Raw genomic sequence first — 12,096 nt, forward strand, 5'->3', positions numbered from 1 at the left:
TTTCCTTTTTGTTCGTCAATGAATCAGAAGATTAGGCTGACCAAGATCAGTAACATTGGTACCAGGATGAATACGCCCAGTACCCAGATTGCGGCGTAGACTTTCTGCTCCGCGGCAATATCGGCTAACCATTCAGCGCCCCTGATGGGTAAGTTGCGTAAAAAAGGTAAGCCGAAAATCACCGCCACTGCGAACAGGTTAAATAGCAAGTGAACGAGCGCAATTCCCAGAGCGGATGCAGCCAGTGAACCTGTGATAGCCGTAGCCGCTAATAGAGCGGTGACAGTGGTACCAATATTGGCTCCGAGCATGAAGGGGTAGATTTGTTTTAGGCTGAAAGTGCCAGACCCCGCCAGAGGAACCATTAAACTTGTGGTTGTGGAGGACGACTGAACAAAGGTGGTCACCAATGCGCCAGAGGCGATCCCGGTAATCGGACCACGGCCAATGGCCGAATGCATGATGGCTTTAGCTCTGCCCACCATCAGCACTTTGAGCAGTTTGCCAATGTAGGTGATGGCGAAGAAAATCAAGACTAAGCCAATGAGGATCATGGCAACCCCAGCAAAGCTGCCTGGCAGCACACTTGTGGCAGTGTCTACCGCATTAACTAGGGGTTTGGTAAGGGATTTGATCACATTGATATTTGACATGGAGTAGCTTTCAGGGCTGATAAAGAAGCCCGTGAGCCAGCTGGATACCTTATCTAGTAATCCAAACATGATCTCCAATGGTAGGAAAATAGCGACGGCTATCAGGTTAAAGAAGTCATGGACTGTGGCCGCTGAGAAGGCTCGGCGAAACTCATCTTTATCCCGGACATGGCCTAAGCTCACTAGGGTATTGGTAACTGTGGTGCCAACATTCGAACCCATAATCATAGGGATGGCAATGTGAACCGGTAAACCACCCGCCACCATGCCCACGATTAAGGATGAAACCGTTGAGGATGACTGAATCAAAGCCGTGGCGATGATGCCGATGACCAAGCCCACATAAGGGTTGGAGGCAAAGGCAAATAACTCCTGTGCATGGCCGCCAGTGGCCGCTTTAAAGCCAGAGCCTATGATGCTCACAGCGCTGATTAGGATGTAGATCATCAGCACTACCAGTAACCATTGTCGCCATCTATGGCTATTGGATACCTGTGGGCTGGTTAACGCTTCTGCATTACTCATGAGAATTCCCTCTCTTTTTTAATCCATTAATAAATCAAGGCTTTTAATTAGTACCGGGATGGCACATATAATTCATTGGGAAGGGTTTGGCGCTCGTAGTCCGGGTCAAAATGACGTTCAGGAAGAGAGATTTTTTCATGCTCCACCGGACGATAGGGGATGTGATCCAGCAGATGATGAATGCAATCAAGGCGGGCGCGTTTTTTGTCGTTGCCTTCCACTATGTACCAAGGGGCTTCGGGGATATTGGTTTTAGCAAACATCTCTTCTTTGGCTTTGGTATAGGCTTCCCAGCGAACACGGGATTGCAGATCCATTGGGGAGAGCTTCCACTGTTTCATGGGATCATGGACCCGCATTAAGAAGCGCATTTGTTGCTCTTCATCGGTGATGGAAAACCAATACTTCACCAAGATAATCCCAGAGCGCACCAGCATGCGTTCAAACTCAGGTACATCATCAAAAAACTGACGCACTTGAGTTTCATCGGCAAAGCCCATCACCCGTTCTACTCCGGCTCGGTTGTACCAAGAGCGATCAAATAAAACGATTTCCCCTGCGGCGGGCAAGTGCGGCACATAACGCTGAAAGTACCATTGGGTGCGTTCTCGATCGGTGGGTTTAGGTAGGGCAACCACGCGACAAACCCGTGGATTCAGTCGCTGGGTAATGCGTTTAATCACCCCTCCCTTACCGGCTGCATCACGACCTTCAAATAACACCACGACCTTTTGTCCGGTGTGAGCCACCCAATCCTGTAGCTTAATTAGCTCTGATTGCAGTGGCAGTAAAGCTTCGAAATAAGTGCGGCGGTTGAGGGTTTCTGGGCGGCTGGATTTATAGATTCTACGCAGAGCGAGGGATAATTCCGGGTCCGAGAGCTCCATCTCCAAATCTTCGTCAAAGGCGTCAGCCAGTTCATCTTCTAGCCAGCTTGCGGCATTGGCGGCATCCTGCATATTGAGTTCCTTTCAATTAATTACTGGATAAGAACACCATAGGCGGCGGCCATTAAGGATTTATGACTAATGGACGAAAAGGAGGAATCATTTTAATGAATTAAGGGCAAGAGGGCGTTTGCTGGAAACAGATGAATGGGGCCTTTTGGCCTCATTCATCTTTGGGTTTCAGTGATTAAAAGTCGTACTGTGCACTGAGGTAAATACGGCGTCGTTCCCCAAGGTTGGAGCCGATGTTGCGGTTAAAACCAGAGGTAGCGTAAATCTCATCCGTAAGGTTTTTGATTGTCGCTTGTAGCGTCCAGTCATCAATGCGGGTTTGCCAAGTGGCGTCGTAAACTGTGTACGGCTTCACTTTTTGATGGTCACGGTTGTACTGCTGGCTTACGTATTCGGCGCCCACAGACACCGACGATGATAGGGCAGGCAAGTCGTAACGTGTCCAGACACCCAGTTGATGCAAGGGCGAGTTAGAAAAACGTCGAGAGTCCCCCGCAGCAAATTGAATGCCGTCATCATTGTCTTCTTTAATAATTGTGTCGTTATAGGCGTAGCTCACATTGGCAACCCAGCGGTCGGTAATGTCGGCTAACAGATCTATTTCCGCCCCTTGGCTACGTACCTTACCGATGGCGATCATTTTATCGCTGTCGTCTGGGTCTTCTTGCAGGACATTTTCGCGAACAATGTGGTACAGGGCGAAGTTCACGTTAAGGCGATTGTTAAGCCAGTAAGTGCGCACCCCCGCTTCCATTTGTTGGCTTTCTTCTGGGTCAAATGGCCCCCCTGACGATGCCTGCTGATCACTGGCGCTTTGTGGTTGGTAACCTGTAGAGAAAGAGGCATAGGGCTTGATGTTATCTGACCATTCATAGGTCGCCCCGATGCGCTTGTCGATGCCGTGATCTGAGTAGTTGGCATCGTTACTGCGGTTGCGGTAGTCGGTAAATTCTTCTTCAAATTGGTTGAAGCGCCCCCCAGCTACCAAGTCTAAACGGTTGGTCACTGCCCATTGATCTTGCACCAGCACACCTAGTTGTTGTGACACGGTCTGGTTGTCTTGGTTGAGGGACAGGGTGTAGCTGCTCACGTCTGCATCATAAACAGGGTTGAGTAGGCTCAGTGCATCAGGGTCGTTGGATCGGTAATAGAGGTAATCATAAGTGTTACGAGTGTAATCTGTGCCGACTAATAGTGTGTGATTCCCTAGATCAAAGACAAAGTTACTGGCCAAGCTAATGCCTTCATTGCTACGCAATTGATCTCGGTATTGGCGGTTCACCGCATCGTCCACACCATCGCTGTCGGTATCGGTTAACCCTCTAGATTCATGGTATTGCTGAGTTTCTTCGCCCTTGTAGTAACGCAATCCTAAATCCCACGAAACGGTATCGTTTAAGTACTGCTCTAGCTTTGCTTGGAAGGTTTCTGCATTTAGGGTTTGGTGGTCACCTGGTTCATTTGCGTTCCATGAATCATCCGCTAGAAAGTTGCCCTCGTCGTCCGTTGGAATGCCGCGCAAGCGAGCGCCATAAAGGGTCTGGTCGATGTTGGTGTATTGAACTGTCAGAGTTGAATCGTCATTGATGTCCCAAGCGTACCCTAGGTCAATATTTTGGTTTTCTTGATCGACGTTGTTGCGGTAAGAGCCGCTTTCATCTTTGTAAAGGGATATACGATAACGCTGACTAGCGTCTTCATTTACCGGTCCCGAGCTAGACAGCTGGGCGGATCGATAGCCTTTATTTCCCGTGCCCAGTTTGATGAAGTTTTCGGAGTCATAAGTGGGCTTTTTGGAGACATAATTGATCACACCACCGGGTTCTCCTGCACCGTATAATGCCCCTGCGGGCCCCTTAATAGCTTGCACCTCTTCCACATTGGTGAGCTGCGGAATGGTGAAAAAACCTTTATACGGATTGCCGCGCATGCCGTCATAGAGTTGCTCATCTTGGTGAAAGCCACGAAACGTCACCGTGGACACATTGTCTTGGGAAACCCCTGAAATGGAGCGATACAGATCGGTCACCTGATGAGCTGCTTGATCCTCAATTAAGGTGCTGGTGAACACTTGAACCGATTGTGGTGTTTTATCAATGTCCGTATCCGTACGTGTGCCAATATCCGTCGTATCTTCCTTGTAGTGGGATAATGCGCGTCCCGTGACGACCAAGGTGTCTAGCTCTTGGTCCGTGGACTCAGAAGTTGTGGTGTCTGCCATCAATGGCATAGACAGCGCAAGGGAGAAAGAAAGTGTTAGATATTTCATAGGGCCTTTGTTGTCATGAAATAGAGGGTGGATGAAACAGCTCAATCTTCCACTACGCACATGGGCGTATGGGAGACAGGGTCGCGGTGGATTTGTGCCTTGAGGGAGAAAACGTCCTGTAGCATGTGTGTTGTTAACACATCTTCCGGGGCGCCTTGGTATTTCAGCTCCCCTGCTTTCATCACCACCAGATGGTCGCAATAGCGTGCTGCTTGGTTAATATCGTGCAGCACTGTGATGATGGTTTTGCCTTGTTTATTAAGTTCTTGTAGCTGGTGCATCAATTCCACTTGGTGGTTGATGTCCATGTAAGTGGTGGGCTCATCAAGCAATAGGTAAGGCGTATCTTGGGCCAGTACCATAGCCAGCCATACCCGTTGACGCTGCCCTCCAGAGAGTTCGCTTACTAGGTGTTCTCGAAGCTCGAATGTGCCAGTTTGGCGCATCATTTGTTCGACGATCTGATGATCTTGTTGGCTTAGTTTGCCCCAAAAACCTGTGTAGGGGCTGCGGCCATAGGCCACCAAATTCTTTACCTTAATTCCTTCAGGAATTGGCTGTGTTTGCGGCAGCAGTGCCAGCCCTTTAGCCAATTGCTTAGAGGGGTAATCATGGAGGTTTTGTCCTTGCCAGCGGGCCTCCCCAGACATGGCTGGTAGGATACGAGCAAAGCACTTCAATAGGGTGGATTTGCCACATCCGTTTGGTCCCAGCAGAGCGATAAACCGACCTTCTGGCAGGGTGAGGTCCATTTCTTTGACAATGCTATGGCCGTTGTAACCGACACTGAGTTGGTGTGCGCTTAGGGACATGATTATTTCATCCTCATCAGGAGCCATAGGAAATACGGAGCGCCAATGATGGCGGTTAATATGCCAGCGGGCAGTTCAATAGGGGGATCAAGAGTGCGGGCTGCTAAATCCGCTGCCAATAACAAACAAGCTCCCGTGAGCATGGTGGCAGGTAGTAGGGGCTGATGTCGGCCGCCCACTAACTTGCGGGTTAAATGGGGGGCGACCAGTCCTAAGAAGCCAATCGGACCACAAATCGAGACGCAGGCCGCGGTGAGTGCCACGGCAATGGCAAGGGCACACAAACGTAATACTTGTGGTGAGACACCAAGACTGGTGGCGCTGTCATCTCCAAGGTCTAATAAGTTCAAGTATTTACTTAACCCCAAAGCGAGTGGAACCAGTACAAACCATGGCAATAGAGCGTGTAGCTGCGACCAACCCCGCCCCCATAAACTGCCTGTTAACCAGAGTAGAGCGTTGTTGATTTCAAGGGGCTTGGTAAGCATTAAGAAGTCTATACAGCTGGCCCAGAAGGCCGCGAGAGCCACCCCCGTAATAGCCAGTTTGATCGCGCTACTGCGCTTGCCGCACAGCCACCAGAGTACCAAGGCTGCTAGCAAACCGCCTACCAGTGCCACTTCGGGCAACCAGCGTGTGGAGGCTTGGCTAAAAAAGGTCATATAGAATACCGCAGCAAGCCCCGCCCCATGGCTGACCCCTAATACATCGGGAGAGGCCAATGGATTGCGAATCACCCCCTGTACCAGAGCCCCAGATAAGGCCAATCCTGCTCCCACTAAGATCGCGAGAAAGATCCGTGGCAAGCGATATTCAAAAACCGTGAAATGTTGCTCAGAGCCTGCAAACAACCCTTGCCATACTTGTGCCAAAGAGAGGGGGACGGCGCCAAACACTAGGTTGGCAACGCAAAGCAGAAGCAACAATAAAACAGCCAGGGGGAAGAATCGTTGAGCATTCATAGGGTGCGTTTTCGAACCAAGTAAATAAAGAAGGGGGCGCCAATTAGAGCGAGAATTGCCCCAGCAGGGGTTTCCATCGGATAGCCCACCCCGCGACTTAAAGTATCCGCCAAGGTCACTAAACCGGCTCCAAGTATCATGGCAACGGGTAAAAAACGGCGAAAATCCTGGCCCACTAACAAACGGGCTATGTGGGGTACGATCAAACCGACAAAGCCAATACTGCCTACAGCACTGATAGAAGCCCCCACCAGCACCAGTACCAAAAAGCTGCCAAGTAACTTGCTTCGTAGAAGGTGCACCCCCAAGTTGCGAGCGTTATCTTCTCCTAATTGAAGTAGGTTTAAGGCTGGCGTGAGCAGCAAGGCTCCTAACAGCCCAAGCGCAGCAAAGGGCCAAAAGGTTCCCCAGGTCTGCCAGCGAGCATCGGCTAGACTCCCCGCAAGCCAAGTCATGACCCCCGCCGCTTGGTCCTCTTCCATAATGACCACCGCCTTAGTAAGCGCTGCGCACAGGGCTGAGATGGCGACCCCAGCTAACACTAAGCGACCGTGTTCATTGCCGCCGATGCGCCAGGCACTACCGAGTAACATCACCAACAGCCAAGCAATGCCGCCGCCGATCATAGCGGCAATGGAAGTACTTAATGCTCCGTACAAAAAAGGTAAGGTGGAGACCAAGGCCATCCCCAGAGCCGCCCCAGCGTTGACACCTAATACAGATGGAGCAGCCAGTGGGTTGCGGGTAAGCCCTTGCATAATGGTGCCAGCGGCGGCTAAGCAAGCCCCCACTAACAAACCGGTTAATAACCGGGGGAGACGCAAATCCATGACAATTCGATGAGCCACCGTTTGGCTATCAAAAGCAACAAAGGCATGCCATACGTCCAAGCCGCTCACAGGCACAACCGACCAGGCAAACAGGTTTGACCAGCTAATGAGCAAAAGGCCTAGACACAAGGCTGTGACTAGGCTGAAGGATTTGAAAGAGGTGAGCATTGTCGGGCTTATTGTTTCCCTAGAATCTGTAATAGGTCATTGGCGATTTGCTCTGCGGCCATAATGCCTCGACAACGGGACCAAACATTAGGGTTTACTTGGTAGACATGGTGGTTACTGACAGCACGCAGAATGCTCCAAAGGGGCTCGTCTTCCCATAGATCCACAATGCTTGGGTCAGTGTAGTTGCCAACAATGAAGTACTCTGGGTTGATGGCGACCAGTTGCTCTAAACTGGTCTGACGATAGGCCGTATCATCACGGCCTGAATCAGGGGTTTGCATGCCAAGGGCTGCAATCACTCCCCCTGCGTAAGAATCATGGGTATGTAGAAACAACGCATCGGCCCGGGCCACACCAAATTGAACGTTGGCATTTGCAGGAAGTTGCTTGGCAATCTCTGCCATGGTTTGTTTGTGCTGAGCAAGACGCGCTGTCATTTCTGGCTCTTTGCCAATGGCTTTACCAATGATGGCGGCCGCTTTTAGGTTGTCTGAGTAGGTTTCTCTACGGGAAGGCAAAATCAACGTTGGCGCGATCTTTTGCAGATCGTCATAGACCGCTTCGTGGCGGGCAATGTCAGCGATGATTAGGTCTGGTTTTAACGACGCAATCACTTCTAGGCTCGGCTGGGAGCGTGTTCCCACGGATTCCCAGTCACCGACCACATCACGCACGGCAGTCAGTACGCGACTTTTGTCTTTGTCATCGGCGATGCCAATCGGTGCGACGCCCACAGCAGCAAGGGCATCGGCAAAGGAAAACTCTAACACGACAATGCGCTTTGGCTCGTAGTCAATGGTGAAGCTGCCTTTACTGTCTTGAACCGTAACGGCTTGCGCAGAGGTGGCACAAGCCAACACTAATGCAAAAGCCAAGAGAAAGCGTGATAAGAAGGGTACTGCCATGGAGTGAGTCTCTTATTTAACGTGCTAGTTTATTTAAAAGATAATGATAATGCTTATCAAATAATATTTAAAACAAAACTTAGTTTCAAAACTCACCGGTGCTTGAGATAGAGGCGGATAGTGGGGATGAAACCTGAGGTCGGCTCTCTCAATCTAGGAATAAATGGGGAAGGAGTTGTATGGAAACTGCCAGCTTATTGTTACAGACTGTAAACTAGCGGCGCTGCGAACCCGCTTAGATGAAAGTGGGTATTCCCAGCTGAAACTCTAATAATAAACGATCGGGAGCCCCCCAAATGATCATTCAGCTTTTCCCTGTTTGGGCAGTTTTGTTGTCTGTCCTCGCGTTACTTCAACCTGAATTCTTTGTCGGTTTAAAAGGCTACATCCTGCCTTTGCTGATGGCCATTATGTTGGCAATGGGTCTAACCTTGAGTCCAAAAGACTTCAAGCGTGTAGGCAAAAATGGCAAAGCAGTCGCTGTCGGCGTCTTGCTGCAATTTTTAGTGATGCCAATCACTGCGTTTTTTATCGCCATGGCGTTTGGCTTCGATAGCGAGCTAACGGTTGGTATGTTACTGGTCGGCAGTGTGGCTGGCGGTACTTCGTCAAATGTTATGTGTTACCTAGCCAAAGGTGATACGGCCCTGTCTATTTCCATGACGGCCATTTCTACGTTACTGGGTGTTGTGCTAACACCTTTATTGGTGTCTGTGATGATAGGTACTTCGGTAGATGTACCCGTTGCTTCTATGCTAATGAGCTTGGTTAAAATCGTCTTTATCCCTGTGGCTATTGGTGTACTGATTAATACGGTTGCTCACAACGCCGTGCGCAAGGCCGAGTTTATCCTGCCGTACATCTCTATGTTTGCCATTGTGTTGATCATTGCCATTGTCGTGGCATTGAGTGCAGGCAAGATTGCAACGGTTGGTGCTCTGGTGGCGGCTGCGGTGATTCTGCATAACGGTATCGGCTTAATGCTGGGTTACTTTGTTACTAGCTGGATGGGCTTCGATAAGAAGGTTTGTCGCACGATTGCCTTTGAAGTGGGTTTACAAAACTCTGGTTTGGCTTCTGCCTTGGCGATTCAATTCTTCACCCCAGGGGCAGCCTTGCCGGGTTCTATCTTCAGTGTTTGGCACAATATTTCCGGTTCCTTGATTGCGAGTTACTGGAGTAAAAAGCCTTTAAAGGCGTCTGATGACGCGCCTGCGGCGGCTGAGTTAACCAACTAGCCAGACCCAGAATGTTGCAATAGCAACCTCAGAAAAACGGGCCGCCACAAGCTGCCCGTTTTTTATTTGCCCTGAACTCAGCGATAGTATCTCGAACGCCACCACCTGAGTGGTGTAGAATGACCGCCTAATCTTTCCAATATCGTGGTGTTTATGAGTCAGCCTCTTCCTTCCATTGCTCAACGCATGCGCAACCTCAATGAGCGTCAGCTTGAGGCGGTCAAGCAGATCGACGGTCCATTGTTGGTGTTGGCTGGTGCGGGGTCGGGTAAGACCAGTGTAATCACCACCAAGATTGCCTATTTGATCCAAACCTGTGGTTTCAAAGCAAACAGCATCGTTGCTGTGACCTTTACTAATAAAGCTGCCCGTGAAATGAAAGAGCGGGTGGTCAGTATGCTGAGTAAAGAAGAAAGCCGTGGTTTGAGCATTTCCACCTTTCACACCCTTGGGCTGAATATTCTACGGAAGGAGTATCGCAAAGCAGGGCTGAAAGAAGGCTTTACCTTGTTTGACGCACAGGATGCCTTAACTCTTGTCAAAGACATTCTCGATAAAGAATTCAACGGACAAATGGATGCCGCGGGCTTTTGCCAGCACTCTATTTCCAATTGGAAAAATGATCTGATTCCCCCCAATGAGGCCATGACCAATGCAGACACGGAAGAGTTGCAGCTCGCCGCTCAGGTGTATGGCCAATACCAACGCTATATTCGCGCTTACAATGCGGTGGATTTTGACGATCTGATTTTATTGCCAGTGAGCTTGCTGATTTCCGATGAAGCCTTGCGGGACAAATGGCAAAAGAAGATTCGCTATCTGTTAGTGGATGAGTGCCAAGACACCAACGCCTGTCAGTACGAGTTGATTCGCCTGTTGGCGGGCTTTCGTCGTTGTTTTACCTTGGTAGGGGATGATGACCAATCCATCTATGCTTGGCGAGGGGCACGCCCAGAAAACCTAGATCGATTGTCGGTGGAATACCCGAATTTAAAGCTGGTGAAGCTGGAGCAAAACTATCGTTCCACAAAAACGATTTTGAAGTCTGCTAACACCCTAATCGCCAATAACCCCCACGTTTACGATAAGGCCCTGTGGAGTGACCACGAGGTGGGCGATCCGATTCGTGTCATGGTGACCCGTAACGAAGATGCGGAATCCGAGCGGGTAGCGGCGGAGATTCAATCCCGCCATTTGCGTTACAACATTCCTTACAAAGATTTCGCTATTTTATATCGCGGTAATCACCAGGCCCGATTGCTAGAGATTAAGCTTCAGGCCTACCGTATTCCTTATAAAATGAACGGTGGCACCTCGTTTTTCTCCCGTGCCGAAATCAAAGACCTAATGGGCTATTTGCGCTTATTAGTGAACCCGACCGATGACAATGCCTTTTTGCGGGTGGTGAATTTGCCCCGTCGAGACATAGGTCCTGCAACCCTTGAAAAAGTCGGTAATCTTGCCACCGAGTATGGCATCAGCCTTTTTGAAGCGGCGGGCTACAAAGCCTTGGAAGAAAGCGTCAATGGCAAGCCATTACGTAGCATTCAAGAATTTGAGCGCTGGCTAAGCAACCTTCGGGAGCGCTTGACGAAAGGCTCTCCGATCCCAGTGATCGAGCAAATGATCCATGATATGGATTACTTCGGCTGGCTTCAGGAGCAGGCTAGCTCCCCTAAAGCTGCTGAGCGCCGCATCGAAAACGTCCGTTTCTTGATTGAATCTATCCAACGAATGATGGAAGCCGCTTGGGAAGAAGACGAAGACGCGGGACTTGATCACGCCATTTCTAAGCTGCTGCTGATCGACATGCTGGAGCGCCAAGAAGAGGAAGAAGACGAAGACAAGGTGCAGTTACTGACCTTGCATGCCTCTAAAGGTCTGGAATACCCCCATGTATTCCTGATTGGCTGTGAAGAGGAGCTATTGCCTCACCGAAACAGCATTGAGAACGACGACATTGAAGAAGAGCGTCGTTTAGCCTACGTGGGCATTACCCGAGCAAAGAAAACCCTCTGCATCACCATGGCGGCTAAGCGTCGTCAGTTTGGTGAAGAAATTGATTGCTTGCCCAGTCGCTTTCTAGATGAATTGCCGGAGGAAGATTTGGTCTGGGAAGGGCGCTCGGATGAGTCTGATACTCAAAAGAAAGAACGAGGCAAGGCGTCACTGTCTGCCCTCAAAGCCATGCTTAATGACTGATTAAAAATGGAGGCAAAGGCCTCCATTTTGTTATATGCACTTAAATTACCTCAAGGCTCTTCCTAAGTACTATTACTTGGAATGCTCCACCATATACTTGATGGCATTCAATATTTCCTCATCACTGCATTGACTGCAGGTGCCCCGTGGCGGCATAGCATTTAAGCCTCTGAGGGCGCTCGCTAACAGTTCATCATAGCCTTTTGCACTGCGTGGTGCCCAATCTCCTGCATTGCCAAATTTAGGTGCCCCAGCCACACCAATAGAGTGACACATGGTGCAGACTTGATTGTAGATAGCTTCTCCGGACCGTGGTGCACTGTTGGTAATTGTGATGGAGGGAGACTCTAGCGTGTTCTGGTCGTAGGTTGCCCCGGTAGCCGTAGTCAGCCCCATAAGGCCTGTGATGCTTAATACTAACAAGTTGCGTCGCAAAAATAGGGATAATGGCTTCACATTCATTTCCTCGGCTCAAGGCTTTTGATTGAGTTTTTCTGACTAGAGATATGTTACCACGCAGCCTTTAGATAAGGTGATCTCTTGTTCTCGACGCATCTGTTTGGGCATTGT

Annotated in this window: 10 protein-coding genes; 2 read left to right on the plus strand and 8 right to left on the minus strand. The window is 49.8% G+C overall.

From position 1 onward, the window contains the following. Nucleotides 1-23 precede the first annotated feature (23 nt). The 7 genes from ACZ5DR_RS08290 to ACZ5DR_RS08320 form a co-directional block, all read right to left on the minus strand. Nucleotides 24-1,178: a Na/Pi symporter gene (locus ACZ5DR_RS08290; RefSeq protein ID WP_377368671.1), complete on the minus strand. Its 1,155-nt coding sequence runs from the start codon at nt 1,176-1,178 to the stop codon at nt 24-26. A 47-nt stretch (nt 1,179-1,225) separates the two neighbouring features. Then, on the minus strand, nt 1,226-2,137 hold the full coding sequence (ppk2, locus tag ACZ5DR_RS08295) for a polyphosphate kinase 2 (RefSeq protein WP_377368669.1): 912 nt from the start codon (nt 2,135-2,137) through the stop codon (nt 1,226-1,228). 175 nt (nt 2,138-2,312) lie between these two features. Further along, the gene (locus ACZ5DR_RS08300; protein ID WP_377368667.1) at nt 2,313-4,406 is read right to left on the minus strand and encodes a TonB-dependent siderophore receptor; all 2,094 of its coding nucleotides are present in this window, start codon (nt 4,404-4,406) and stop codon (nt 2,313-2,315) included. Between the two features lie 41 nt (nt 4,407-4,447). Beyond that, nucleotides 4,448-5,218 carry a Fe(3+) dicitrate ABC transporter ATP-binding protein FecE gene (fecE, locus tag ACZ5DR_RS08305; RefSeq protein WP_377368665.1) on the minus strand — a complete coding sequence of 257 codons (771 nt, stop codon included), beginning with the start codon at nt 5,216-5,218 and terminating at the stop codon, nt 4,448-4,450. A gap of 2 nt (nt 5,219-5,220) precedes the next feature. Next, on the minus strand, nt 5,221-6,180 hold the full coding sequence (gene fecD, locus ACZ5DR_RS08310) for a Fe(3+) dicitrate ABC transporter permease subunit FecD (protein WP_377368663.1): 960 nt from the start codon (nt 6,178-6,180) through the stop codon (nt 5,221-5,223). Then, a complete protein-coding gene (locus ACZ5DR_RS08315; RefSeq protein ID WP_377368661.1) occupies nt 6,177-7,178 on the minus strand; it encodes an iron chelate uptake ABC transporter family permease subunit in 1,002 nt (333 codons plus the stop codon). Before ACZ5DR_RS08315 ends, fecD begins: the two co-directional genes overlap by 4 nt. Nucleotides 7,179-7,186: 8 nt before the next feature. Further along, the gene (locus ACZ5DR_RS08320) at nt 7,187-8,086 is read right to left on the minus strand and encodes a Fe(3+) dicitrate ABC transporter substrate-binding protein (protein ID WP_377368659.1); all 900 of its coding nucleotides are present in this window, start codon (nt 8,084-8,086) and stop codon (nt 7,187-7,189) included. Nucleotides 8,087-8,382: 296 nt separating this feature from the next. Between ACZ5DR_RS08320 and ACZ5DR_RS08325 the strand changes: the two genes are divergently transcribed. Together ACZ5DR_RS08325 and rep are read left to right on the plus strand one after the other, a co-directional pair. Beyond that, the gene (locus ACZ5DR_RS08325) at nt 8,383-9,324 is read left to right on the plus strand and encodes a bile acid:sodium symporter family protein (protein WP_377368657.1); all 942 of its coding nucleotides are present in this window, start codon (nt 8,383-8,385) and stop codon (nt 9,322-9,324) included. A gap of 153 nt (nt 9,325-9,477) precedes the next feature. Continuing rightward, nucleotides 9,478-11,526, plus strand: a complete 2,049-nt coding sequence (rep, locus tag ACZ5DR_RS08330) for a DNA helicase Rep (protein WP_452600462.1) — start codon at nt 9,478-9,480, stop codon at nt 11,524-11,526. Between the two features lie 72 nt (nt 11,527-11,598). Here the strand turns inward: rep and ACZ5DR_RS08335 are convergent, their stop codons facing one another. Further along, nucleotides 11,599-11,982 (minus strand): c-type cytochrome, encoded by a 384-nt coding sequence (locus ACZ5DR_RS08335; protein ID WP_377368655.1) that lies wholly within the window; start codon nt 11,980-11,982, stop codon nt 11,599-11,601. Between the last annotated feature and the right edge of the window lie 114 nt (nt 11,983-12,096).

The organism is Marinomonas vaga (genome assembly GCF_055388305.1).

Excerpts from the sequence above, each read along its gene's own strand:
- ACZ5DR_RS08290 (WP_377368671.1), bottom strand. The coding sequence starts at position 1,178 with ATGAGTAATGCAGAAGCGTTAACCAGCCCACAGGTATCCAATAGCCAT.
- ppk2 (WP_377368669.1), bottom strand. The coding sequence starts at position 2,137 with ATGCAGGATGCCGCCAATGCCGCAAGCTGGCTAGAAGATGAACTGGCT.
- ACZ5DR_RS08300 (WP_377368667.1), bottom strand. The coding sequence starts at position 4,406 with ATGAAATATCTAACACTTTCTTTCTCCCTTGCGCTGTCTATGCCATTG.
- fecE (WP_377368665.1), bottom strand. The coding sequence starts at position 5,218 with ATGTCCCTAAGCGCACACCAACTCAGTGTCGGTTACAACGGCCATAGC.
- fecD (WP_377368663.1), bottom strand. The coding sequence starts at position 6,180 with ATGAATGCTCAACGATTCTTCCCCCTGGCTGTTTTATTGTTGCTTCTG.
- ACZ5DR_RS08315 (WP_377368661.1), bottom strand. The coding sequence starts at position 7,178 with ATGCTCACCTCTTTCAAATCCTTCAGCCTAGTCACAGCCTTGTGTCTA.
- ACZ5DR_RS08320 (WP_377368659.1), bottom strand. The coding sequence starts at position 8,086 with ATGGCAGTACCCTTCTTATCACGCTTTCTCTTGGCTTTTGCATTAGTG.
- ACZ5DR_RS08325 (WP_377368657.1), top strand. The coding sequence starts at position 8,383 with ATGATCATTCAGCTTTTCCCTGTTTGGGCAGTTTTGTTGTCTGTCCTC.
- rep (WP_452600462.1), top strand. The coding sequence starts at position 9,478 with ATGAGTCAGCCTCTTCCTTCCATTGCTCAACGCATGCGCAACCTCAAT.